We start from the raw sequence: 23,703 nt of genomic DNA on the forward strand, positions 1-23,703 counted from the left end.
GCAGGAGCAAGCTCGGGTTTCAAGCCTCAGCGCAAGAACTTGATATCCGAAGGCGAATCGATCGCGAAGGTCTGCACCGTCGCGCCCAGCAAACCTGTGGCCGGATCACGCTTGACCACCACGATCTGGTTGCTCTTCTGATTGGCGATCAGCACGTACTGGCCGGACGGATCGATACTGAATTCCCGCGGCTCGATACCTTCCACCGAACGGCGCTGCAGCTCTTTCAATTCAGCAGTTTTGCCATCAATGGCAAAGACCAGTATCTCGTTGGTCTTGCCGCGGTTGGTGACGTACAGCAGCTTGCCATCGGCAGAGAAATGCAGCGCCGCACCGGCCTTGTGCTGGGGATCCTGCCCGGCCGCCAGATCAACCAGCTGCTTGCGCACCAAATTGCCCTGATTCACATCGAACACCGCCACCTGCCCGGCCATTTCCAGGGTCAGGTAGGCGTGCTTGCCATCGGCGCTGAACAGCAGGTGCCGCGGCCCACTGCCTGGCGGCAGGTCCACCGAGGCCGGGTTGGCGGCGGTCAGCGGCTGGCTGGTCTTGCTGGCGTTGTAGTGGTAGACAAAGATCTTGTCGGCGCCCAGATCCTGCACATATACGAAGCGTCCATCTGGCGACGACACCACCGAATGCACATGGCTGCTGGCCTGGCGCTCGGGGTTGACCTTGGAGGCAGGGTGCCGCTCTTGCTGCGCCACCTCCGTCAGATCGCCTTTGCGATCGATCGGCAACACCGCCAGGCTGCCGCCCGGATCGGGGTGCACCGCATAGTTGGCGACAAACAGATGCTGATCGCCCTTGGCCAGGCTGGAAAACGTCGGCTCATCGCCACGGCTCAGCACCTGACCACTGAATTTCAGATCATGGGTGCGCGGGTCCAGCGTAAAGGTACTGACCTTGCCCAGATTGTCCTTGGCCCCCGGACCGTTCTCGTTGACCACATAAACGCGGGTCTGTTCATGGTTGAGGGTGAGCCAGGAAGGATTTTCGCTGTCGACCACTTGCAGCGGCTGGGCGCCGAGCTGGCCGGTGGCCGTGTCGAAGCGATACCGATAGATGCCCTTGCTGGTCGCTCCGGTATAGGTGCCGATCAGCACATCGTATTGAGCAGGTTGGCTGGCAGCACCAGCAGCAGTGGCTGCCAGGCCCAAGGCACTGGCGAGCAGCAGAGGCATGAAGATCTTTTTCATTGTTGTATTCCCAAGGCAGTTGTAACCGAAACCCAGTGTAGAGTTAATTTTGTAACAGGGTGCGTCAGTATGACGCATCACCGAAACCGGTTACAGCCTTGGAAAGACATAAGACTTTCTCTGCCCGTGAATCAATCAATGCGAAACCTTGTGATCCAGCGCGGCGTAGAAGTTGGCGCTTTGTTGCAGGTACTTCTGGGTGTATGTCTGGGTGGTGCTGGGTTTGCTGCTGGTTTGACCGTTGGCATGGGCTGGCAGCGCCACCGATACGGAAACGGCAGAAGCGGCGATGATCGAGAAAAGATTGAAGTTCATGATGAGTACCCTCGGGGATTCGGTTTGAAGTCATGCCGTTGAGGCCGTGAATTCAAAGTACGCCCGAGGGCTCATCTACGAAAATTCATTGCAGAAGTAGCGATTATCACTGCCATTGATAATCGCTCTCGGCGCCACGGGTTACTGGGTGAGAAACTTCACGTCGGACGGCGAATCAATGGCAAACGTTTGCACGGTCATGCCCAGCAGACCGGTCTTCACATCGCGCTGCACCACCACGATGGCGTTGCTCTTCTGATTGGCGATCAGCACGAACTGCCCGCTCGGATCGATGCCGAATTCGCGCGGGTGATCGCCATCGACGCTGCGCCGCTGGATCTCGCGCAAATCGCCGGTCTCGGGATTCACCGCAAACACCACCAATTCATTGACCGCACCGCGGTTGCTGACGTACAGGAAGCGCCCATCGGCAGACAGATGCAGCGCGCCCGCTGCGCCCTTCGGCCCGCCCTGGCGGTCCAGGTCAGTGATCTTGCCCAGGTCCAGGCCGCCGGAACGGTAGTCGAACTTGGCCACCTGGGCGGTCATTTCCAGCGTCAGGTAGGCGTACTTGGTCTTTGCGTCGAATACCAGATGGCGTGGCCCGCTACCCGGCGGCAACTCGACCACGCTGGGCGTGGCAGGCCCCAGCGGCCATTGCTTGTTGCCCGCGTCGAGGCGATAGATGAACACCTTGTCCGCACCCAGATCGCTGACATACACATAACGCCCGTTCGGCGCAGAGACCACGCTGTGCACGTGGGAGCCGGCCTGGCGTTCGGCATCGACATGGCTGGCGGGATGCCGCTCCTGCTGCACCACAGGCAACAGGCTGCCGTCTGGCGCGACACCCATCGCCACCGCGCTGCCTCCAGGCTCGGGGTGCACCGCATAGTTGGCCACGAACAGCAAGCTCCCATCCTTGCTCAGGCTGGCATGGGTGGGCTCGTCGCCCTGGGTTTCGACTTCATTGAGTTGATCGATGACGTGGGTCTGCGGGTTGATCGAGAAGCTGGTGACCTTGCCGACAGTGTCGGCCTGCCCAGGTCCATTCTCGTTGACCGCATAGAGGTGTCGCTGGTCGGCCGACAGGGTCAGCCATGAAGGGTTGGCGACCACCACCAACTGCTCGGGTTTGGCGCTGATTTCACCGCGAGTACTGTCGAAGCGATAGCGGTAGATGCCTTTGCTGGTGCCTTGGGTGTAAGTCCCGACCAGCAGTTCATAACTTTGTGCAGACGCATTGGTTGCCATTATCAGCATGCTTGAAGCCACCACTAAAGGTCCCAGAATTTGTAGCATGTATGCATTTCCTGATAGTCATCCATGTTGGGTGAGGATCAGGCCGGAACTCCAAGACACTGCATTATTCTTGCTCGGCGTGTTCTTCATCTTGGCCGCTGAAGGCCTGCACGCAGACTAGCTGATGCGCGCCCTTGTCGTCACTGATACACCATGCTTGTAAATCAATATTCATGGCCGCGGCGGCGATTTGTGCTGGCGTGAACGTCCAGCGCTTGAGATCCCTGCCGTCCATGCATTCAACGCGCAACCCGCTGGCGTCGAGGCTGAAGTCGAAGGCGTGGAGGTTGTCGATGAGGAGCATGTCGGTGGATTGCAGCGCGGTGGTGAGGGTGTCGGTCATGGGGGTGCGTCTGGTCGGTTTGAAAGTGCGCAATTGTAACCCACTGGCACCTGCTATCGACGGACGATCCAATACCGCACCAACGCCGGCAACAACCACAACGCCCCCACCATGTTCCACAGCAACATGAACACCAGCATCAACCCCATATCCGCCTGAAACTTGATCGCCGAAAACATCCAGGTCGCCACCCCCGTCGCCAGGCATAAACCGGTGAACAGCACCGCCCTGCCCGTCGATTTCAGGGTCTGGTAATAGGCTTCCTGCAACGGCAATCCCGCCTCGAGAAAATGCTTCAAGCGGCTGTAGATATAGATCCCGTAATCCACGCCAATACCCACTCCCAGCGCGACCACGGGCAAGGTCGCGACCTTGATGCCGATGCCCATGAACGCCATCAGCGCGTTGCCGAGAATGGACGTCAGCACCAGCGGGACAACGATGCACAGCGTGGCTGCCAGCGAGCGGAACATCGCCAGACACATCAGTGCGACGCACAGGTAGACCAGCCCCAACACCAGGTTCTCGGACGAGCCGATCACTTCGTTGGTAGCGGCCTCGATCCCGGCGTTGCCGGCGGCCAGCAGGAATTTCAGGTCGGGGCGGTCATGCTGGGAGGCAAAAATATCGACGCTGTCGACCACTTGTGCGAGGGTCTGCGCTTTGTGGTCGTCGAGAAACACCAGTACCGGCGCCAGCGAGCAGTCGCCGTTGTAGAGGCCGTCGGCGCGGGCCACGGCACTATTGAGCACCTGGGGGTTGCGCGACAGGGTCTGCCACTTGAGGCTGCCCTCGTTCATGCCCTTGATCGCCTGTTTGGCAACGGTCGCCAGCGACAGGGTCGACTGCACGCCGGGCACTTGGCCGAGGGTCCACATCAGGTCGTCGATGGCGGTGAGCGTGGCGTAGCTGGCGCAGTGTTCCGGCGCGGTCTTGACCATCACCACCAGCACGTCGGAGCGGGTGGCGTAGTGATCGAGGATGAACTGGTTGTCGCGGTTGTAGCGCGAGTCGGCACGCAGTTCCGGCGCACCAGGGTCGAGATCGCCGACTTGCAGGCGCTGGCCGTACCAGAGGCCGCCGATCAGCAACAGCAACGCCACGCACAAAGACCATGGCGCGACGCGGGGGCTCGCGCACCGAGCCAGCCAGCGCCAGAACGGCTGTTCGCGCCCGACATCCAGGCGACTGCGCTGCACGGCGCGGCGGCTGATGCCGGTGTAGGAAATCGCCACCGGCAACAGGATCAGGTTGGTGAACACGATCACCGCGACGCCGATCGCGGCGCCGATGGCCAGTTCGCGGATCACGCCGATGTCGATCACCAGCAGGGTGATGAAGCCTACGGCGTCGGCCAGGATCGCCACCATGCCCGGCACGAACAGCTGGCGAAAGGTGCGCCGCGCGGCGGTGAGTGGATCGGCGGCGTCGCTAAAATGCAGGGCGATGCCGTTGATCTTTTGCACGCCGTGGGAAATGCCGATGGCGAAGATCAGAAACGGCACCAGCATCGAATACGGGTCGAGGGCAAAGCCGGCCAGGTGCATCAGCCCCAGTTGCCAGCCCACCGCAACCAGCGTGGTCGCCAGGACCGCCAGAGTGCTGCGTAGGCAGCGGGTGAAGCCGTAGAGCAGCAACAAGGTGATGAACAGTGCTATGGCGAAGAACATCGCGACCACCGACAGGCCATCGATCAGGTCGCCGACCTTCTTGGCGAAGCCGACGATATACACCTTGATGCGCGGGTTCTGCGTCTCGAAATGCGCGCGAATGCGGGTTTCAAGCTGGTGCGAGAACGCCTGGTAATCAAGCGAGAGCAGGCGCCCTGGCTGCTGTGGATCGGGGTAGGATTCGAGCAGCGGCACCTCGACGATACTCGAACGAAAATCGTTGGCTACCAGCCGCCCGACCTGACCGGACCGCAGCACGTTGATGCGCAGTTGGTCGAGACTGGTGGGCGAGCCGTCGTAGTCCTGGGGGATCACCTGGCCGCCGGCAAAGCCTTCTTCAGTGACCTCGTTCCAGCGCACGCTGGGGCTCCACAACGATTTCAGGCCGGTGCGGTCGACGCCGGGCAGGTAGAACAGTTCGTCGTTGAGCTGGCGCAGGGTCTCCAGGTAGGCGGGATCGAAGATATCGCCCTGCTCCGCAGCCACGGAGATACGCACGCTGTTGCCCAGCTCGCCGAGGTCACTGCGGTGGGCCAGCATGTTCTGAATGAACGGATGCTGCTGGGGTATCATTTTTTCGAAGCCGGTGCCGGGACGAATCTGCGCCGCCTGCCAGAACAGCAACACGCTGATCAGCGCGCACAGGGCGATGACCCAGGGCCGGCGGCTGAAGATCAGGCGCTCCAGCCAGCTGCCATTATCGCCCGCAGCGGCGCTCACGGTTGCACCGCGTCCACGGCGCCGGTGGCCGATGCCCGCAAGACGCCGTCCTGCCCGACCAGTATCAGCGCACCGTCGGCCGTGCCGGTGACGCCGGACAGCGCCAGGCGATCCGGGCGCTGCATCAGGCTGAACGTGCGGCCGTCGTCGGTGCTGCGCAGCACGCTGCCGGCATCGCCCACCAGCACCAGCGAGCCATCCGCCTGCAGGCTGCCGCCGCTCAATGATGGCTGGTCGCCAGGTAGCATGACGACCTGCCAATGGTCGCCATTATCGGTAGACCGATAGACGTGACCGCGCAGACCGTAGATCAGCAGTGTGTTGACTTGGGTCGTCGCCAGTACACCGAACAGCGAGCCTTGGTAGTCAAGGGGCAAGCGCTGCCAGACGCGGCCTTGATCGGTGGAGCGGAACAGACTGCCGGCTTCACCGACAATGAACAGCGCGCCGCCTTTGGCAGCGGCGATGGCGTTGAGGTGCAGTTGTTCGGGGTTGTCGAGGGTGTCGCTGTGGTCTTGCCAATGGGCACCGCCATCCTCGGTACCCAGCAACGCGCCGTAGGCACCGACGGCAAAGCCGTGCTCGCGATCCTGGAACCAGACATCCAGCAGCGGCGCCTGGCGGTTGCGGTCTTCGAACTGCAGGGTCCAATGGACGCCGCCGTCCTGGGTGGCGAGGATCTGCGCGTCATGTCCGACCGCCCAGCCGTGGTCGGCATCGACGAAGTACAGCGCAGTCAGCAATTGCTGGCTGGGGACTGCCGGTGAGGGTTGCCACCGGCGGCCTTGGTCATCGGAATAAAGCACACTGCCGCGGTCGCCGACACTGACGAGGCGGTTGCCGGCGTGGGCGACATCGAGTTGCAGCAAGGGGGCCTGGGACGCGTGGACCCAAGATGGAGCAAGGGCCGCCAGTAGCGACCCAATGCGCAGGATGGTCTTGATCACATGCGGTCCTGGCGAACAGGGAGGTCTATGGATTATTGATGCAGGACCGGCCTCTTCGCCGCCGAACGCGCACCCTTGCTCCCACAGAGTCGACTGGATTGGAGTCGTACATCTGTGGGAGCAGGATGCGCATTCGGCGCCAATAAGGCTGGCGGGTGCTACAAAAAATCACGGTGTGCGCGATCACTGTGCAGAGGAGGCTCGCCCCCTCACTACAGGGTCAAGCCAGGCTCTTGCTCACCACTTCATACACATCGCTCGACAACTCGCCGGACACCAGAATCCGCTCCAGCTCGGCCTTCATCAGCGCCTGGCGCTTGCTGTCGTACTTCCTCCAGCGCGTCAGCGGCGCCAGTTGCCGCGAAGCGATCTGCGGGTTGAGGGCGTTCAGGCGAATGACGATATCCGCCAGGAAGCGATAACCCGAACCATCCGCTGCATGGAAGTTGATCAGGTTCTGCCCGGCAAAGGCACCAATCACCGCGCGCACCTTGTTGGGGTTCTTGAAGTTGAACGCCGGGTGCTCCATCAGTGCCTGCACTCGCGCCAAACCACCCGGCAAGGTGCTCGCCGCCTGCACGCTGAACCACTGATCCATGACCAGCGGATTGTCCTTGAAGTGCTCGGCGAAACTTTCCAGCGCCTTGGCCTTCTCCGCGCTATACGGCGAATTGACCAGCACGGCCAGCGCGGTGAGGCGCTCGGTCATGTTATCGGCGGCATCGAACTGCTCCAGGGCGGCCGCCAGCACCTGCGGCTGGGTGGTCAGCATCAGGTACGACAGGGCGATGTTCTGCAATGCGCGGCGCGAGAAGTGCTCGGCTTCGGCCACGTACGGGGTGGCCTTGGACACCTCGCGGTTGGCCTGATAACGGCGCCACAGTTTGTCATGCAGCTGCTCGGCCAGTTGCAGGCGGGCGAACTCGCGAGCGGCATGAATGGCATCGACGTCCGCCACTTCACTGATCTCGGCAAGGTAGGCCTCACCCGGCAACGAGAGCATTTCGGCGACCATGGCCGCGTCCAGCTCTTCGTTGTCGAGCACAGTGCCCAGGGCGGTAATCAGGCGCGGATCGAGCACCAGCGGTGCACCGCTCTGGTACTGGCCGATCAGGTCCTGCAGCACCTGCACCGACAATTGCTGGCCGGCGTCCCAACGGTTGAAGCCGTCGCTGTCGTGCTGCATGAGAAACATCAACTGGTCGCGGTCGTAGGGGAAGCTGAGCTTGACCGGCGCACTGAAGCCGCGCAGCAGGGACGGCAACGGCTTGGCCTTGATGCCGACGAAGGTGAAGGTCTGCTCGGCCTCGGTCACCGACAGCACGCGAGTGGTGCCCGCCGCCTGCGCTTCGCCGCTCAGTTGCAGGGCGATTTCGGCGCCGCTGGCGTCCAGCAGGCCGAGGGCCACTGGAATCACGAACGGCAGTTTTTCAACCTTGTCCGGAGTCGCCGGGCAGCTCTGCCGCAAGGTCAGGCTGTAGGTCTGGGCGTCGGCGTCATAGCGCTCGCTGACGGCCAGACGCGGCGTGCCGGCCTGGCTGTACCAGCGCTTGAACTGGGTCAGGTCGACGCCGTTGGCATCTTCCATGGCCTTGATGAAATCATCGCAGGTCACGGCCTGGCCGTCGTGGCGATCGAAGTACAGGTCACTGCCCTTGCGAAAGCCCTCGGCGCCCAACAAGGTGTGGATCATGCCGACGACTTCGGAACCCTTCTCGTAGACGGTCAGGGTGTAGAAGTTGGAGATTTCGATAAAGCTGTCCGGGCGCACGGCATGCGCCATGGGGCCGGCGTCTTCGGCGAACTGGTGGGTGCGCAGATAGGCGACGTCCTGAATGCGCTTGACCGTGGCCGAGTTCATGTCGGCAGAAAAGCCCGAATCGCGATAGACCGTGAAGCCTTCCTTGAGCGACAGCTGGAACCAGTCGCGGCAGGTCACGCGGTTGCCCGACCAGTTATGGAAGTATTCGTGGGCGACGATGGCCTCGACCCGCTGGTGCGCGGCATCGGTGGCGGTTTCGGCGCGGGCCAGCACGGCGCTGGAGTTGAAGATGTTGAGGCCCTTGTTCTCCATCGCGCCCATGTTGAAGTCGTTGACCGCGACGATCATGAAGATGTCCAGGTCGTACTCGCGGCCGTAGGCTTGTTCGTCCCAGCGCATCGATTTTTTCAGGCTGGTCATGGCGTGCTGGCACTTGTCGATGTTCTCTGGTTCGACATAGATGCGCAGGGTCACGTCGCGCTCGGACTGGGTCTTGAAGGTGTCTTCGACGCACCACAGGTCACCGGCGACCAGCGCGAACAGGTACGCGGGCTTCATGAACGGGTCTTCCCAGGTCGCCCAGTGGCGGCCGTCTTCGTCCGGGCCGCTGGCGATCGGGTTGCCGTTGGAGAGCAACACCGGATAGGCGTTCTTGTCGGCGCTCAGGGTGGTGGTGAACTTGCTCATCACGTCCGGGCGGTCGAGGTAATAGGTGATCTTGCGAAAACCTTCTGCCTCGCACTGGGTGCAGAACATGCCGCTGGACTTGTACAGGCCTTCGAGCGCGGTGTTGGTCTCAGGGTGGATTCGCACACTGGTGTCGACCGTGAAGCGCTCGGCCCCAGGCTGCAAGGTCAGGCTGTCTGGGCTCTGGGTGTAGTCGCTGGCGGTCAGCTCGGCGTCGTCGAGCTTGACGCTCAGCAGCTCGAGCAACTGTCCGTCGAGCACCAGCGGTGGCAGGCCCGCGCCGCGTGCCGGGTTGCGGCGCATGACCAGCTGCGCATGGACCTGGGTGTGGTCGTCATGCAGCTCGAAGGTCAGGTGCGTCTCGTCGATCAGGTACTCAGGCGCCTGATAATCCTTGAGGTAGATCATTTTCGGCTGTTCGGTACGCATGGCCTGCATCCTTTTACTGGTGCACGGCGAGTTGATACGCCGTGTATTTGCGAATATTGATCACGCCGGTGTCGAAGATCAGGTATTGGCCCTTGATGCCCATCAGGGTGCCTTCGACGATCGGGGTCTTGTCCAGGTTGAAGCTGACGACTTTGGTCGGGTACTCGCTGACCGGGTAACGGATTTCCAGTGGCTCGACGTCCAGCAGCGGCTGGATCGCCTGCAAGCCGAAACGCGCCTGAAGCATATGAATACCGGCGGCGCAGCTGTCGAACAACTGATCGCGCACGGCGACCAGGTCCACGGCCTGGGCCTCGCCCTTGAGTAGCGCACGCCAGTTGGTGCGGTCGGCCACCTGGGAACGGAACAGGTCTTCGACCAGCCCGGATTGCTGACGGGTCGCCACGCGCATGATCGGCAGCGCCTGGCTGGCGCCCTGGTCGAGCCAGCGAGTCGGTAGCTGGCTGGCGCGGGTGATGCCGACCTTGATGCCCGACGAATTGGCCAGGTACACCACGTGGTCGGTCATGCAAAATTGCTCGCCCCAGCTCGGCTCGCGGCAGGTGCCTGCGTCGTAATGGCATTTTTCTGGAGCCATGATGCACACGTCACAGGACGCCAGCTTGGTCATGCACGGGTAGCAATAGCCTTGGCTGAAGCTGGTCTTGGTCTTGCGCCCGCAGTTCACGCAATGGATGGCGCCCAGGTATTCGAGGCGCACGGTCTTGCCGATCAGCGGGTTGACTGGAATGCGCAGCTCGCCGAGGCGAAACTGGTACTGCACGGCGGCGTCCTGCAGCTCGGTGGCCATCTTGTTGACGGCACCGCGCCCCAGCTCTTGCAAAGGTAGATCGGTCAATGGATAGCGTCCGACTTGAACAGGATGTTGGCGACCGGCGCCGACTTGGAGCTGCATTCCTGCGGGCCCATGTAACCGGTGCGCTGGTCTTCGGGCAGGTTGTTCATTTCCCAGGCAATGACGGCCTGCAACGACAGTTCTTTCTGCTCGGTGGTGAGCTTGCGGCCGTCCGACCACTTGCCGATTTCGACGGCCAGCTTGAGGCTCTCGTAGATCTCGGGGGTGATGTTTTCGATCATGTGTGCAAACGAAGTCATTCAATGCTCCTCAAGGATGTGCCTAGTTTACGGCGTGCAAGCCAACCGCCCAAGAGCCCGCTGCAACAACCGACCAACAACCCGCCCACGTGGGCACCATTGGCGATGTCACCGAAGCCCAGCAGGCTGACCAGCCCGGACAGGCACAGCAGCAGCCAGATCAGCATCATCACCAGCACACCGCGCGGCATGCGATAGGCCGGCGTCGGCGCCAGCCACTGGAACAGCCAGATGTGCCCGAGCAGGCCATACAGCACGCCGGACAGACCACCAAACAGGCTCGGCCCGCTGAACAGATACTGGATGACATTGGAGACGCCGCTGAACAGCAGGGTCAGGCCCAGCAAGTACCAGCGGCCCTGACGCAGCTCGATACGCCGCCCCAGCTCCCAGTACCACAACCCGTTCATGGCCAGGTGGAGGATGCCGAAGTGGATCAGCATCGGCGTGAAAAGCCGCCACACCTGACCTTGCTGCAGACTCTCGACCAACGGCTTGAAGTAGACGTAATCGCCGCGCAAGGCGAAATCCTGGAAGGTCAGCCAGTGCAGCGGCTCCAGGTGATCGCCCAGCAGGCTGATCGCGCCGACGATCACGCACAGCAACAAGATCGCCGCCGTCATCAGGCTGCCGCGTAGTTGCTGAGCGAGGCCCGGGCGGCTGCTGTGTTCGAGGGTCAGCGGAATATCGACGTCGGCATTGCCATCCGGGAATCGCCCGTACAGCTGGCGAATATCTTCGGCCATGCCTTCGTTGACGGCCCAGAGCACTTGCTGATCACCCTCCTCACTGACGCGATGGGGCACCTGCAGCTTGCGCAGCAGGCCGACGAAACCGCTCAAGTCGTCTGCCAACGGCACGCGTAATACGGCGACCGGGCTCATGGCGTGAGCTCCGGCCGCTGCACGTCGACCCACACGAACTTGCGCGGGTCGAGGGTGGTTTCCTGATCCAGCCGGTAGGCCACCAGCTTGCCGTACAGCACGGCGCTGTAGTCTAGGCACGCCAGGTTGGGGCGGATCGGCGTCGGTTGGCCGCTGCGCCAGTAATGGCCGACGAACAACAGCGGCTCATCGACGCCATAGCGCAGCAGCGCGCTCTTGTCGCTGGAGCTCAACGGGGTGAGAGCCACCTGCTCAGGCAGGGCGTCGGGTTGGAACACGATGTCTCCATAGGTTTGTGGATCGTCTTCCCAGAACTTGGTACGGAAGAACGAGCGCGTCAGGCCGTCGCCGCCGGTCAGGGTCAAGCCGCCGGGCAAGCGCATGTCGGTGCCACGCAGCAGGCGGTCGAACGCGTTGGCGGCGAAGCTGTCGCGAATCGACGAAGCCTGGATCAGGGATTGATCGATGCAGCCGTCGGGGTAGTCCTTGCGCAGTTGCTCGATCACCCCACCATCCCAGCAGGCATGCACCGCACGGAAGCGACCGACATCGAGGAACAGCGGCATCGTGTAGAACCAGCCGAGAAAATCCTGCCAGTCGCCGGGGTAGTCTTCGAGCTGGCGCAGGGTTTCGCCGATCAGGCGCAGGTGCCGCGGGGTGTGTTCGCGCACGAAGGTCTTGCCACTGTGCGGATCGGCCGGGGTCACCCAGCCAAGCGCATTGAACTCATGGTTGCCCATGATGCAATGCGCCTGCCCGGCCTCGACCATGCCATGAACGATGTGCAAGGCCTCGCGGATACGCGGGCCGCGGTCGATGATGTCGCCCAGGAACAGCGCCTGGCGCGACGGATGCCGCCAGACGCCCTGGGTCAGGCGATAACCGAGGGTATCGAGCAGATGCTCGAGGGTGTGGGCGCAGCCATGCACGTCGCCGATCAAATCGTAACTTCGCGCGGGATCAAGCATCAATCGCCTCCACCACCGAGCCGACTGCCCCACCCCAGCTTGGTACGGCAGACTTCATAGTAGTTATGGTCCAGTGGATGGATCAGGCGCAATTTCTGCGATTTCTTGCTGACAGTGATGGTGTCACCGGGGGCGCAGGTAAAGTGGTTCTGGCCGTCGCAGGACACCTGGGGATAAATGGTCATGTCCTTGGACACGACGATTTTCAGCTCGCTGTTGCCGTCGACCACGATGGGCCGGCCAGACAAGGTATGCGGGTACATCGGCACGATGACGATGGCATCGAGCTTGGGGTGCATGATCGGTCCGCCGGCCGACAGCGCGTAGGCCGTGGAGCCGGTCGGCGTGGCGACGATCAGGCCGTCGGCCTTCTGGCTGCAGACGAACTGGCCATCGATGTAGATCTCGAACTCGATCATGCGCGTCGACTTGCCAGGGTGCAGCACCACGTCGTTGAGGGCGTCGCCCTGCCCCGTGGACTCACCATGACGGCGTACTTCGGCTTGCAGCAGGAAGCGGTTTTCCACCAGATAGTGGCCGTCCAGCACCTCGGCGACCTTGATCTCGAGTTCGTCGGGGCGGATATCGGTCAAAAAGCCCAGGCTGCCGCGATTGATCCCCAGCACTGGGGTGTTGTGCTTGGCCAGTGCCCGCGCGGCACCCAGCAGGCTGCCATCACCGCCGACCACGATGACCAGGTCACAGACCTCGCCGAGCATCTTGCGCGTGGACGTTTGCAGGCCATGGCCGGGCAGCGCCTCGGCGATGGTGTCTTCGAGGATCACGTGCAGTTGGCGTTCCAGCAGGAACCTTTTCAGCCGGCGAACAGTGTCGATCACCTGCGAGCTGCCGAGGCGACCGATAATGCCGATATTACGAAACTGCTCCATGGGGCTCCCGCAGGCACGAACGGCATGCCACTTCAAATCGATAACGCGCGCCGGCACGACACCGAGCGCAGTCCACTGTAGGTGGGGCCGATTATGGCGCAAAGAAATCACAGGACAAAATCCTTTCAGCCAGCGCGCAAACCGCTATGCTCGCAGCATGAACCCGTTCCCCTCCTTGACAGCCCTGCCCCGGCACCTGCGCCAGCCTCAGGTGCGCGACCTTGCCTGGGCGCTTCTCGCCCCTCCGCTGCTCAGTGTAGCGCCTTGGCGCCAACGTCATCCGCTGACAGCCAGCGAGTGGACCGCCGCTCGATTGCAGCACTGGCTGGAAGATCTTGACCGCGATCCGGCGCCATTGTTGCAGTGGCTGACTTATGGCAACACGCGGCGGCTGGGGGTCTATTACGAGCGCCTGTGGCAATTTGCCCTGACCCACGCACCGGGGGTGGAACTGCTGGCGGCCAATCTGCCCATTCGTGACGGCGGGCATACTCTGGGCGAGCTGGACATGGTACTGCGCGACCGAGACGGCGTGCATCATCTGGAACTGGCGGTGAAGCTGTATCTGGGGCCGACTGCAGGCGATGGCCGCCAGGCGCTGGAATGGCTGGGGCCAGGGTGCCAGGATCGTCTGGGCTTGAAGCTCGGCCATCTGAGTCAGCATCAGTTGCCCATGTCGGCACGGCCACAGAGTGTGGCGGCCTTGGCAGCGCTGGGGATCGGCGAGTGCGAGTCGCATCTGTGGCTGGCGGGGTATCTGTTTTATCCCTGGGGGGCGCAATGCGCCGCACCGTTGGGGGCCGATCCCGAGCATCTGCGCGGCCACTGGCTGCACCGGCGGGGCTGGGATGCCTTTGTGGCCAGCCGCCCCGCCGGACACTGGCAGCCGCTGGCTCGGGAAGCCTGGCTGGGGCCGGCGCGTTGCGGGGTGGAGGAATGCTGGAACAGGGCACGCTTCGATGAGTGGCGCCTTGGCCTGGAACCGCTGGCCAGAGCGCAGTTGGTGGTGCGGATGGTCGAGGGTGACGACGGCGATTATCTTGAAGCTGAACGGCTGTTTCTGGTGGCCGATGCCTGGCCGATGCTCTGAGGCCATGCAATGAAATGACACAGCCAAATGCTGTTCGGCGGATATTTATTGTACATACAATAAATCCATGCAAATATCCTTCGACGATGCAAAACGCGACAAGACGCTCGCCGAGCGTGGCCTTGACTTCGCCAATGCTGCGGCCGTTTTTGCCGGCGTGCATTTCACCAGCGAAGACCGTCGCCAGGACTACGGCGAAATCCGTTTCATCACTGCCGGCCTGCTTTATGAGCGCATGTGGTTATGGTCTGGACCCTGCGCGGCGCAGATCGCCGCATCATTTCCATGAGGAAAGCCAATGAGCGTGAACAAGCCCTCTACCGGCACCGCCTGGGTTGACCCCGACGATGCACCGGAGCTGACCGCCGATTTTTTCGAGGCAGCCGATCAATATCAGGGCGAGCGCCTGGTGAAACGCGGTCGCCCCAAGGCGGATAGCGTGCGCGAGCGCATCACCATCCGCCTCGCCCCTGAAGTTCTGCAACCCTTCCGCGCTTCGGGCCCTGGCTGGCAGACCCGCGTCAACGCAGCGCTGGCCGATTGGTTGAAGACCCATACGCCTGCCGAACTGTAGCGGCCGAAGGATTGGCTACAGACTGAATCCCCGACGCCCCTGCAGGCCGCCGGTGTGCACGTAGATCAGACGCGTGCCGGCGGCGAACCACCCTTCCCGCACGGCCTCCCGTAATGCCCACAACGCCTTGGCCGTATACAGCGGTTCCAACAGCATGCCCATCTGCTGCTCGCAATCGGCCATAAAGGCCAATAGCGCGTCATCCACCTTGCCGAACCCACCGCGGCTGGCATCGAACAGTTCGTAGCCGTTTGGCCCAGCCAGTGCCGCGACCTGCTCCGGCACGCCATGGTCCATCGGTACCGCCAACGCGCCATACACCGGGTGCGCGCCGGCTTCGGCCTGCACCAGTCCGGCCAGGGTAGTGCCGGTACCGCACGCCAGCCACCAGCCGTGGTAATCCGGCCACAGGGGTTGGTCTCTGACATGGCTGATCAGCGTCTCGCAACCTTGCGCGCCCAGCAGGCCACCGCCGCCTTCGGGCACCGGCAGCAGTTGCGGATAATGGGCCTGCCAAGGCGACCAGAAATCCGCCCGATGGCGCGCTCGATAACCACTGTAGCCCAACCAGTGCAGCTGCATGCCAAAGGCCTGAAGATCGCTCACCGTTGGCGTCTCGTGTGGCTCGCCACGCAACAGCCCGACAGTGCTGAAACCAAAGCGTTGCCCCGCCGCCGCAAGGGCATGCAGATGATTGGAATGGGCGCCGCCGAGGCTGATCAAGCCACGTGCGCCGATCCTTTTCGCCTGCTGCCAATAGCCCGCAAGCTTGTAACTCTTGTTGCCACTGATCAGCGGGTCGACCTGATCCAGGCGCAGCACGGCCAGTTCCACCCCGGCCGCCCGCGCCCAGTCGAGGCTGACCCGTTGCAGCGGGGCGCGGGGCAGATCGGCGAAATCAGCCATGCTTGACACCCATCGCTGACCTCACGATGCGGCCCTCGCACGACGTACTCGCCAAGCCACGATCCCTGCACCGAGGATCAGCAATACACCTACCGGCACATACAGGTGCTGATGCACCCAGTGCCGCGTAGCGCGCCATGCCTGCACATAGGTGAAATGCCCGGCGGCGATGAAATCCGGCTCGACGCAATGGCGGCCGAAGTCCTCGGCGAACGGCACTGCCGCGCCCTCCCGGACGTAACGCTGATACACCGCGTTGGCCCGCGGCTGATCGTTTTGCACGAAACTCGCCGCCCGACACAGCATCGCTGCGAACGCCTGGGAACGCGCCGGCAGGTTGTCGGCGGCCTTTTCCGCCAGCGCCACTGCGACGTAACGATAGTGGAAAGTCTGCGCTGGCTTGGCCTCGCTGGCCGCATAGCGGTCGCGCTCGTCAGCAGTAACCAGCGGCCCTGGCAGATCAGCTGCGGCGCGTTGCTGCGGGGTATCACGGGGCACGGGAGTGCTGTCGTCGCGGATGCCTTGCCACGATTGGCGGCCCGTCCCATAGGTATAAGCGCCGCCGAACTCGGCGAAGTCCGGCCCTTGCTGGTAGCCCATGATCTCCATGCCATGCTGGCGTGCCAGGTTGGCGGCGGTGAACCAGGCCTCGGCCCGGTCGGTGGCGAACCAGTCCGATTCGCCATCGTGCCGCGCGTCGACGTAGGCCTTGGCCCAGCCACGCGGGGTCATCGCGACGAGGGTCGAGGTATTGGTTTCGTAGTCATAGCCGATCTCGGTATTGCGCGGATCGCCGTCATCCGGGAAATACCCCAGCGCCTGGTCGATCTGCCCCTGACGCACCATGCGCCGCGCCAGCAATGAACGCAGTTGGTCAGCCTGGGTGAAAGTCAGACCCTGCTGTTGCCCACGCCAGGTGCTGAATTGCTCGGCGCTGAAACTTGAAAAATCTGCGGGCTTGGGTGGTATCGGGGATGCCGGCACGTGCTCGTCGACATAGGCTTTGAGCTCTTCAAGGGTCAGCACGCGCTCGGCGACGTAGTACAGGTCCTCGGCGTACCCTGATTTATAGAACTGATCGAGCGCTTGCAGGTAATCGCCACGGGACAGTGACAGCACCGCTTGCTCAGCCTTGAGTCGCCCTGCCTCGCCCGGCTCGATGCTGCTGTCCAGCGTCGGGAACCCCTGAGCAGCCTCGGCGTAGGCTTGCACTGCCGCCTCGCTGTCGCCGCGGCGCAACGCCAGCTTGGCGCGTACCCAACTGGCCAAAACGCCAGGCTGTTTGTCGACGAGCGCCTGCGCCAGGCGGTAGTCACTCAGGCGATAGGCCAACGCGGCCAGGCGGTCGGCCCCGGCCACCTGTTGCACGCCGTTCTGGCTGATCGCTGCGACCAGCCGCTGCAGCATCGGATTGGCACTGACGCCCTTGTAGCCCTGGGCGGCATCGGCGTAGCCCAACTGCCCGGTGTTGTCGGCATTGGCGAGATAGTCGGTGGCGCTGTTGGGGTCGTCGTTGACGATATCGCCCATCAACGCGAGGCTGTAGGCGACCAGCAACTGCTGGCTCAGCGGATCGTCAACCATCGCCGCGGCCGGGCTGCCATCGCGCAATAGCCATTCGGCGATCATGCGCAGCGACTGCACGGCGCTGTCAGAACCGCGGGCTGCTTGCTCGGCATAGAGCGCCAGCGCCTGCTTCAAGTCCGCCGGGGCGATGGCGCTGGCACAGGTGGTGGAGTTCATGAAATCAGTGTAATCACAGCGCTGCTCGGCTGTGCTCAGGTACAAACGCGCCTGTTCGCCATAGCTGCCGACCGCCATACCCCATGGGTCTGGCGCTCCGGCCAATGCCAGGCTGCGTACCTGAGCGAAAGCGGCCAATGCAAGGGCCCGTTCCGCCGAGGCATCGGCAGCGCCGGGCGCACTGCGTGCGGCATGCAGGCGTGCCAGCGCATAGGCCGCCCACACCGCACGGGGTGCAGCTTGCTCGGCAGGGAGCGCCAACACGGCCTGGAAACGATCGATGGCCAGCGCTTGCAGCGCCTCGGGGGTGCGCCCGCAGTCCTCGCCGGACGCCCCGCAGACGTGCGCGGCCAGGAGGTCCACGGCGCCCGTGGTATACAGCCGCAGCGCCGGCGGCAGCTGGCGTCCGAGGGCATACGCCTGCTCATCGCTGGGTGCCTGACGCATGGCCTGCAACGCCTGCCACTGCGCAGGCGGCAAGGAAGCTTGATCCGGCTGATCGGGGTTGACCGCTGGCGCGTCATCCCAGGTATTGCTCGGGCTCTCGATAGCCTTGAGCGTATCGCCAGCCTTTACCAAATGCGCCGCTTCATAGGCGAAGGAGTTGCTGGGCGTGGCCGCCAAGGTCGCGGCGCGGTTATCCAGGACCTGCAACGGAAAAAACGGCCCGCAGGCCATGACGGCGACCGTGCCGGTCGACAGGGCCGCCGCGATTACTACCGCGAGCTTTTTACGATTCCACATGCAGCGATTCCTTTCCTTGTTCACAACGCAGCCATCCGACAGTACGCTGCCGCCCAGGCTTGAGAAGGCCCGGCTGACGCGCCTGGAAGCGCAAGCCTGATGCATTGCGTTCCATGAAATAACCATTGATGCCATCCGCCGCCACGCATTGGCCGGTGATGCGCAGCGTGGACGGTGGCGGGCCATCGCCGACACCGCTATTGCTCAACACCAGATCAAACAGCTGCGGGTCTGCGGTGCCGCGCAGTTGCACACTGATCTGCGCCCTGATCGGCGCTTGGGTCAATACGGCGCGCCAGGTGAGCGGGCTCCAGGCGCGAGCGTCCTGCTCGGTAGGCAGGCGGAACCAGACGATGCCCGCCAGCCCGGCGGGAGGATTCTGAGTCAATCGACGAGCAAAGTCCTGCAGCGTTTGCGGATCAGCCATCAGTTCATGGGCCTCCATGCCGGCCACCAGCATCGCCTGCTCGCTTTCGATGCTCACCACCCGCCCGTTCTGGTCCCAGGCCACGCGACTCCCGTAGGCCGGCAAGGCCACGCGCCACGGTTTGTGCATGCGCGCTGCGAACTGGTCCAGCCAGGTTCGGGCGATATGCGGATCGAACAGGCCGACACGCGGGTTTTGCACGGCGTGGACCTGCATCACGGCTTCATCGACGTGTGCCAGCACGCCGTCCAGTGCCGCGCTGTTCAGCCAGGTCGGCAAAGCGGTGATCGAGAGACGTGCTTGTGGGTGCAGCCGCTCGCGCAAGGTGCCCAGCCAATGGGCATAGGCCGGCAACCGGGCGGTGGCGCAGTCGTGGTCGATCTCGATACCGGCCACCTGGACGCCGCTGCGCTGCCAAGTGTCGAGGATGTCGGCGATTCGGGCGGACAGCGCCTGTTCATCCATAGTCGCCAACTGCCCATCGATGCGGAACACCGCGATGACCGGGCGGCCGCTTTCAGCGAGCGCGGACCACTCTGGTGCCGTAGTCAGCCACTGGCCATGGGCGTCGGCCTGGGCGGCAAGCACGCGCCACTGGCTGACGATGTCCGCGTTGGACTGCACCGCGGACACCAGCGCGGGTGTCCACTGGCGCTGCCAGATATAGGCATCGTTGGGCAATGGGGTGGCTGGTTGCGAGCAACTGGTTAAAGAAGCGGCCAGCAGCATGAGCGCCAGTGCCAGACCGAGTAACGTCCTGTGCATCATTTTTGATAGCGCTGCCTTCCTGGTTGCCGGGGCGGGAATTCTACCTGAGGGCCGCCCGTGTTACCGCTTCAGCGATGAGGCTGCTGAAGGAAAAGCAGGCGGTGAACCAACTGTGTGGTGAGAGGGCTGGCTTTCCGCCGCTAGCACGCCCCCACAAATCAATCAGATTTCCTTCTGGAGCGCCGGCGCTGCGAGCTGTTTTCGTAACGCCGGATATCTTCGAGGCTCTCCAGCCTAGGCAAGAACAGCCCTTCCAGATCTTTACCATTCAAATGTAGCGCCAGATGAGCCTGTTGCCGGCCTTAAATCTGCGCCGCCACCCGCGACCCTTGATCAATCGCCCGCTTCGCATCCAGCTCTGCCGCCACATCTGCGCCACCGATAAACCGCACCGACTGCCCCGCCGCCAGCAACCCGTCCTGCAACTCGCGCAGCGGATCCTGACCGGCACAAATCACCACGTTATCCACGGCCAGCAACTGCACCTCACCCTCACCGATGCGCACGTGCAGCCCGGCATCGTCGATTTTTACGTACTCGACGCTGTTGAGCATCTGCACGCCTTTGTTCTTCAGCCCGGTGCGGTGAATCCAGCCGGTGGTCTTGCCCAGGCCGTCGCCGACTTTGGACGCCTTGCGCTGCAGCAGGTAGACCTGCCGCGCCGGTGCATGCACGACAGGCTCGACCCCGGCCACGCCACCGCGCGCCTCCAACAACGGATCGATCCCCCACTCCTTCCAGAACGCATCGCGATCCTGGCTGGTCGACCCGCCACCCTGATCCACCAGAAACTCGCTGACGTCAAACCCGATCCCACCCGCACCGATTACCGCGACCCGCGGGCCCACCGGTTTACCGCGCAGGATCACGTCGAGGTAGCTCAGCACCATCGGATGGTCGATGCCTTCAATGGCCGGGGTGCGCGGTACGATGCCCGTGGCCAGCAGCACTTCGTCGAAGCCTCCAGCCAGCAACTCGTCAACACCGACGCGGTGGCCCAGACGCACATCGACCCCGGTGGTCTGCAGCTTGCGGTTGAAGTAGCGCAGGGTCTCGTAAAACTCCTCCTTGCCCGGTACACGCTTGGCGACATTGAACTGCCCGCCTATTTCATCGCTGCTGTCGAACAGCACTACGTCATGGCCACGCTGGGCGGCGACCGTGGCGGCGGCAAGACCTGCCGGACCGGCACCGACCACGGCGATTTTCTTTACCCGCGTTACGGGCAGGTAATTGAGTTCGGTCTCGTGGCAGGCGCGCGGGTTGACCAGGCAGCTGGTGAGCTTGCCGCCGAAGGTGTGGTCCAGGCAGGCCTGGTTGCAGCCGATGCAGGTGTTGATCTCATCGCTACGACCCGCTGCGGCTTTGTTGACGAACTCCGGATCGGCGAGGAACGGTCGCGCCATCGAGACCATATCGGCGTCGCCCTCGGCCAGAAGCTGCTCGGCGACTTCCGGGGTGTTGATGCGGTTGGTGGTGATCAGCGGGATCTTCACCGCGCCGCGCAGTTTGGCGGTGACCTTGGCGAAGGCCGCGCGCGGCACCTTGGTGGCGATGGTGGGGATGCGCGCCTCATGCCAGCCAATGCCGGTGTTGATGATGGTCGCGCCGGCCTGCTCGACCGCCTGGGCCAGCTGCACCACCTCCTGCCAGCTGCTGCCACCCGCGATCAGGTCGAGCATCGACAGGCGGAAGATGATGATGAAGCGCGCGCCCACCGCCGCCCGCACCTGGCTGACGATTGCCAGTGCCAGGCGCATGCGGTTCTCGTAGCTGCCGCCCCAGCGGTCGGTGCGGTGGTTGGTGTGGGCCACCAGGAACTGATTGATGAAGTAGCCCTCGGAACCCATGATTTCGACGCCGTCATAGCCGGCGCTCTGGGCCAGGGTGGCGCAATTGACGAAGTCGGCGATCTGCTTCTCGATACCGGCGTCGTCCAGCTCGCGCGGCTTGAACGGATTGATCGGCGCCTGGATAGCGCTCGGCGCGACCAGCTTGGGGCTGTAGGCATAGCGCCCGGCATGGAGGATCTGCAGGCAGATCTTGCCGCCGGCCTCGTGCACGGCGTGAGTGACGACGCGGTGTTTTTCGGCCTCTTCAGGGGTGCTCAGTTTGGCTGCACCCGCGTACACCCCGCCCTCCTCGTTCGGGCCGATACCGCCGGTGACCATCAGACCGACGCCACCGCGGGCGCGCTCGGCAAAATACGCCGCCATGCGCTCGAAGCCGCCGGGCTTTTCTTCAAGGCCGGTGTGCATCGAGCCCATCAGGCTACGGTTGCGCAGGGTGGTGAAACCCAGATCGAGGGGGGCAAGCAGGTGCGGGTAACGAGCGGCGGTCATGATCAACTCCAACAGGCGATCTCACGGGATGCGGGCGCCTCGTGGCTGGGGCCCGTCATTGCAATGAGCATGGACAGTAAAGAGCTGAACGTCACGTCACAATGGCTGAAAGTGACAGGATAATGATTTCAATGTGCAAGGCTGTATCCAGCCCCCTCAATGACTGATCATCCAAGGCCTGCCCGCAGGCTTGGCCTTCAGTGCATGGGGATTGGCCTTGCTCGGCGCCAGCGGCTTGTTCGGGCCGCAGCAGCTGCAACCGGGGGAATGGCGGCGGCTGTCGCGAAACTGGTCGAGGGTCTTGGGTTCGTGGGCGGCACGCTCGTTGATTTCGATACCCTTGCGGGTGTTGCCGGCCAAGGTCGACAGGCCGGGGGCAGTGAGGATCACCCGTGGGCTGTCGAGCAGGCAGACCGGGCACGCGCATGGCTCGTTGCACACATCCATCTTGCGCAAGGCGGTGAAGTCCCCGCAGGTGGGGCAGTCATATTCATATATCGGCATTTACGGATCCTGATGTGATGGCTGTGCTGCCCCCTTCGCGGGCAAGCCTCGCTCCCGCTGAGGTACACCTGTGGGAGCGAGGCTTGCCCGCGAAGGGGCCCGAAAGGTCGGCGTCCGTGCCAACTGAAAAACCTCACTTATCCTGCGCAATCGGCAAATCCACAGTCCCATCGATAAACTTCGTCGGCCCGCTCGCACTCGGGTTGATATCGAACTTGAAGATGTCCGTCGGCAACCACAAAGTCGCGCAGGCATTAGGAATATCGACGATCCCGCTGATATGCCCCTGCACCGGCGCCGAGCCTAACAACGCATAGCCCTGCGCCGGTGAATAACCGAACTTGGTCAGGTAGTTGATGGCATTCAGGCAAGCCTGACGGTAAGCGACGTTCACATCCAGATAATGCTGCTGGCCCTGCTCGTCCACCGAGATGCCTTCGAAGATCAGGAAGTTGTTGTAGTTGGGCACGATCGGGCTGGGCTTGAACACCGGATTCTTGATTCCGTACTTGGCCATGCCGCCCTTGATCAGCTCGACCTTCATGTGCACCCAGCCGGCCATCTCGATGGCGCCGCAAAAGGTGATTTCACCGTCGCCCTGGCTGAAGTGCAAGTCGCCCACCGATAGCCCGGCGCCCTTGACGTACACCGGGAAGAACACCTTCGAGCCGCGGGACAGATCCTTGATATCGCAGTTGCCGCCATGCTCGCGCGGCGGCACCGTGCGCGCGCCTTCCAGGGCCGCCTTGTCGCGGGCCTCGCCCTTGAGCTTGCCCATGTGCGCGGTCGGCGCCATCGGCGGGTTGGCCAGCGGCGGCACGCGGGTCGGGTTGGTGTCGATCAGCTCCTGTTCGCGGCGGTTCCATTCAGCGAGCATCACCGGGTCCGGTAGGCAGCCGATCAGCCCAGGGTGGATCAAACCGGCGAACTCGACGCCCGGAATGTGCCGCGAGCTGGTGTACACGCCCTTGAAATCCCAGATGGCCTTCTGCGCCAGCGGGAAATGGTCGGTCAGGAAACCACCGCCGTTCTGCCGCGAGAAAAACCCGTTGAAGCCCCATTGCGATTCGGCCTTGGGGCCGAGGTCGAGCAGGTCGACCACCAGCAGATCGCCCGGCTCGGCGCCGTGCACACCTACAGGGCCGGACAGGTAATGCACAGTGGACAGGTCGACATCGCGCACGTCGCTGGCGTCGTCGTTGTTCTTGATCGCCCCGGCGGTCCAGTCGTAGGTTTCGAGGATAAAGTCATCCCCCGGATTGACCCAGCAGGCCATGGGAATGTCCGGGTGCCAGCGGTTGTGCACCTGTTCGTTCTCGGTGACGGGCTGGTCGAGGTCGACTTTGATCAATGTTTCAGTCATGGCATGGCTC

General features: G+C 63.1%; 21 protein-coding genes and 1 pseudogene. 3 read left to right on the forward strand and 19 right to left on the reverse strand.

Annotated features, from left to right (window positions below):
* Window positions 1-26 precede the first annotated feature (26 nt).
* From LIX93_RS24510 to LIX93_RS24565, 12 genes are all read right to left on the reverse strand, one after another.
* Window positions 27-1,199: a lactonase family protein gene (locus LIX93_RS24510; RefSeq protein WP_226506656.1), complete on the reverse strand. Its 1,173-nt coding sequence runs from the start codon at window positions 1,197-1,199 to the stop codon at window positions 27-29.
* Between the two features lie 135 nt (window positions 1,200-1,334).
* Window positions 1,335-1,514, reverse strand: coding sequence for a hypothetical protein (locus tag LIX93_RS24515; RefSeq protein WP_226506657.1), 180 nt, complete (start codon window positions 1,512-1,514; stop codon window positions 1,335-1,337).
* A 141-nt stretch (window positions 1,515-1,655) separates the two neighbouring features.
* On the reverse strand, window positions 1,656-2,777 hold the full coding sequence (locus LIX93_RS24520; RefSeq protein WP_226506658.1) for a lactonase family protein: 1,122 nt from the start codon (window positions 2,775-2,777) through the stop codon (window positions 1,656-1,658).
* A gap of 103 nt (window positions 2,778-2,880) precedes the next feature.
* Window positions 2,881-3,159, reverse strand: coding sequence for a DUF5629 family protein (locus LIX93_RS24525; protein WP_226506659.1), 279 nt, complete (start codon window positions 3,157-3,159; stop codon window positions 2,881-2,883).
* A gap of 53 nt (window positions 3,160-3,212) precedes the next feature.
* Complete coding sequence (locus LIX93_RS24530) at window positions 3,213-5,549, reverse strand: MMPL family transporter (protein ID WP_226506660.1); 2,337 nt, start codon at window positions 5,547-5,549, stop codon at window positions 3,213-3,215.
* A complete protein-coding gene (locus tag LIX93_RS24535) occupies window positions 5,546-6,475 on the reverse strand; it encodes a YCF48-related protein (protein ID WP_226506705.1) in 930 nt (309 codons plus the stop codon). Before LIX93_RS24535 ends, LIX93_RS24530 begins: the two co-directional genes overlap by 4 nt.
* 241 nt (window positions 6,476-6,716) lie before the next feature.
* Complete coding sequence (gene pepN, locus LIX93_RS24540) at window positions 6,717-9,374, reverse strand: aminopeptidase N (protein ID WP_226506661.1); 2,658 nt, start codon at window positions 9,372-9,374, stop codon at window positions 6,717-6,719.
* A gap of 13 nt (window positions 9,375-9,387) precedes the next feature.
* Window positions 9,388-10,218, reverse strand: coding sequence for a DUF2797 domain-containing protein (locus LIX93_RS24545; RefSeq protein ID WP_226506706.1), 831 nt, complete (start codon window positions 10,216-10,218; stop codon window positions 9,388-9,390).
* Between the two features lie 11 nt (window positions 10,219-10,229).
* The gene (locus LIX93_RS24550) at window positions 10,230-10,490 is read right to left on the reverse strand and encodes a DUF1315 family protein (RefSeq protein WP_226506662.1); all 261 of its coding nucleotides are present in this window, start codon (window positions 10,488-10,490) and stop codon (window positions 10,230-10,232) included.
* Window positions 10,487-11,374 (reverse strand): rhomboid family intramembrane serine protease, encoded by an 888-nt coding sequence (locus tag LIX93_RS24555; protein ID WP_226506663.1) that lies wholly within the window; start codon window positions 11,372-11,374, stop codon window positions 10,487-10,489. Before LIX93_RS24555 ends, LIX93_RS24550 begins: the two co-directional genes overlap by 4 nt.
* A complete protein-coding gene (locus tag LIX93_RS24560) occupies window positions 11,371-12,342 on the reverse strand; it encodes a metallophosphoesterase (RefSeq protein ID WP_226506664.1) in 972 nt (323 codons plus the stop codon). The genes LIX93_RS24555 and LIX93_RS24560 overlap by 4 nt, the downstream gene beginning before the upstream one ends.
* Window positions 12,342-13,232, reverse strand: a complete 891-nt coding sequence (locus LIX93_RS24565; protein ID WP_226506665.1) for an NAD(+) kinase — start codon at window positions 13,230-13,232, stop codon at window positions 12,342-12,344. Before LIX93_RS24565 ends, LIX93_RS24560 begins: the two co-directional genes overlap by 1 nt.
* Before the next feature lie 157 nt (window positions 13,233-13,389).
* Between LIX93_RS24565 and LIX93_RS24570 the strand changes: the two genes are divergently transcribed.
* From LIX93_RS24570 to LIX93_RS24580, 3 genes are all read left to right on the forward strand, one after another.
* On the forward strand, window positions 13,390-14,322 hold the full coding sequence (locus tag LIX93_RS24570; protein WP_226506666.1) for a DUF1853 family protein: 933 nt from the start codon (window positions 13,390-13,392) through the stop codon (window positions 14,320-14,322).
* 67 nt (window positions 14,323-14,389) lie between these two features.
* Window positions 14,390-14,611: a BrnT family toxin gene (locus LIX93_RS24575; protein WP_226506667.1), complete on the forward strand. Its 222-nt coding sequence runs from the start codon at window positions 14,390-14,392 to the stop codon at window positions 14,609-14,611.
* A gap of 9 nt (window positions 14,612-14,620) precedes the next feature.
* Window positions 14,621-14,896: a BrnA antitoxin family protein gene (locus LIX93_RS24580; protein ID WP_226506668.1), complete on the forward strand. Its 276-nt coding sequence runs from the start codon at window positions 14,621-14,623 to the stop codon at window positions 14,894-14,896.
* Between the two features lie 15 nt (window positions 14,897-14,911).
* Here the strand turns inward: LIX93_RS24580 and LIX93_RS24585 are convergent, their stop codons facing one another.
* From LIX93_RS24585 to fmdA, 7 genes and pseudogenes are all read right to left on the reverse strand, one after another.
* Window positions 14,912-15,802 (reverse strand): pyridoxal-phosphate dependent enzyme, encoded by an 891-nt coding sequence (locus LIX93_RS24585; RefSeq protein ID WP_226506669.1) that lies wholly within the window; start codon window positions 15,800-15,802, stop codon window positions 14,912-14,914.
* Window positions 15,803-15,823: 21 nt separating this feature from the next.
* Window positions 15,824-18,289 carry a hypothetical protein gene (locus tag LIX93_RS24590; RefSeq protein WP_226506670.1) on the reverse strand — a complete coding sequence of 822 codons (2,466 nt, stop codon included), beginning with the start codon at window positions 18,287-18,289 and terminating at the stop codon, window positions 15,824-15,826.
* Complete coding sequence (locus LIX93_RS24595) at window positions 18,276-19,484, reverse strand: DUF3142 domain-containing protein (protein ID WP_226506671.1); 1,209 nt, start codon at window positions 19,482-19,484, stop codon at window positions 18,276-18,278. The genes LIX93_RS24590 and LIX93_RS24595 overlap by 14 nt, the downstream gene beginning before the upstream one ends.
* A 158-nt stretch (window positions 19,485-19,642) precedes the next feature.
* Window positions 19,643-19,747, reverse strand: a pseudogene (locus LIX93_RS24600) (XRE family transcriptional regulator); the annotation flags it as partial.
* A 39-nt stretch (window positions 19,748-19,786) separates the two neighbouring features.
* The gene (locus LIX93_RS24605) at window positions 19,787-21,826 is read right to left on the reverse strand and encodes an NADPH-dependent 2,4-dienoyl-CoA reductase (protein ID WP_226506672.1); all 2,040 of its coding nucleotides are present in this window, start codon (window positions 21,824-21,826) and stop codon (window positions 19,787-19,789) included.
* Window positions 21,827-21,982: 156 nt separating this feature from the next.
* A complete protein-coding gene (locus LIX93_RS24610) occupies window positions 21,983-22,330 on the reverse strand; it encodes a zinc ribbon domain-containing protein (RefSeq protein ID WP_226506673.1) in 348 nt (115 codons plus the stop codon).
* A 133-nt stretch (window positions 22,331-22,463) separates the two neighbouring features.
* Window positions 22,464-23,693 carry a formamidase gene (fmdA, locus tag LIX93_RS24615; RefSeq protein ID WP_226506674.1) on the reverse strand — a complete coding sequence of 410 codons (1,230 nt, stop codon included), beginning with the start codon at window positions 23,691-23,693 and terminating at the stop codon, window positions 22,464-22,466.
* Window positions 23,694-23,703 lie beyond the last annotated feature (10 nt).

Source organism: Pseudomonas sp. MWU16-30317 (genome assembly GCF_020515695.1).
Taxonomy (GTDB): domain Bacteria; phylum Pseudomonadota; class Gammaproteobacteria; order Pseudomonadales; family Pseudomonadaceae; genus Aquipseudomonas.

Excerpts from the sequence above, each read along its gene's own strand:
- LIX93_RS24510 (WP_226506656.1), bottom strand. The coding sequence starts at position 1,199 with ATGAAAAAGATCTTCATGCCTCTGCTGCTCGCCAGTGCCTTGGGCCTG.
- LIX93_RS24515 (WP_226506657.1), bottom strand. The coding sequence starts at position 1,514 with ATGAACTTCAATCTTTTCTCGATCATCGCCGCTTCTGCCGTTTCCGTA.
- LIX93_RS24520 (WP_226506658.1), bottom strand. The coding sequence starts at position 2,777 with ATGCTGATAATGGCAACCAATGCGTCTGCACAAAGTTATGAACTGCTG.
- LIX93_RS24525 (WP_226506659.1), bottom strand. The coding sequence starts at position 3,159 with ATGACCGACACCCTCACCACCGCGCTGCAATCCACCGACATGCTCCTC.
- pepN (WP_226506661.1), bottom strand. The coding sequence starts at position 9,374 with ATGCGTACCGAACAGCCGAAAATGATCTACCTCAAGGATTATCAGGCG.
- LIX93_RS24550 (WP_226506662.1), bottom strand. The coding sequence starts at position 10,490 with ATGACTTCGTTTGCACACATGATCGAAAACATCACCCCCGAGATCTAC.
- LIX93_RS24555 (WP_226506663.1), bottom strand. The coding sequence starts at position 11,374 with ATGAGCCCGGTCGCCGTATTACGCGTGCCGTTGGCAGACGACTTGAGC.
- LIX93_RS24560 (WP_226506664.1), bottom strand. The coding sequence starts at position 12,342 with ATGCTTGATCCCGCGCGAAGTTACGATTTGATCGGCGACGTGCATGGC.
- LIX93_RS24565 (WP_226506665.1), bottom strand. The coding sequence starts at position 13,232 with ATGGAGCAGTTTCGTAATATCGGCATTATCGGTCGCCTCGGCAGCTCG.
- LIX93_RS24570 (WP_226506666.1), top strand. The coding sequence starts at position 13,390 with ATGAACCCGTTCCCCTCCTTGACAGCCCTGCCCCGGCACCTGCGCCAG.
- LIX93_RS24575 (WP_226506667.1), top strand. The coding sequence starts at position 14,390 with ATGCAAATATCCTTCGACGATGCAAAACGCGACAAGACGCTCGCCGAG.
- LIX93_RS24580 (WP_226506668.1), top strand. The coding sequence starts at position 14,621 with ATGAGCGTGAACAAGCCCTCTACCGGCACCGCCTGGGTTGACCCCGAC.
- LIX93_RS24585 (WP_226506669.1), bottom strand. The coding sequence starts at position 15,802 with ATGGCTGATTTCGCCGATCTGCCCCGCGCCCCGCTGCAACGGGTCAGC.
- LIX93_RS24590 (WP_226506670.1), bottom strand. The coding sequence starts at position 18,289 with ATGTGGAATCGTAAAAAGCTCGCGGTAGTAATCGCGGCGGCCCTGTCG.
- LIX93_RS24595 (WP_226506671.1), bottom strand. The coding sequence starts at position 19,484 with ATGATGCACAGGACGTTACTCGGTCTGGCACTGGCGCTCATGCTGCTG.
- LIX93_RS24605 (WP_226506672.1), bottom strand. The coding sequence starts at position 21,826 with ATGACCGCCGCTCGTTACCCGCACCTGCTTGCCCCCCTCGATCTGGGT.
- LIX93_RS24610 (WP_226506673.1), bottom strand. The coding sequence starts at position 22,330 with ATGCCGATATATGAATATGACTGCCCCACCTGCGGGGACTTCACCGCC.
- fmdA (WP_226506674.1), bottom strand. The coding sequence starts at position 23,693 with ATGACTGAAACATTGATCAAAGTCGACCTCGACCAGCCCGTCACCGAG.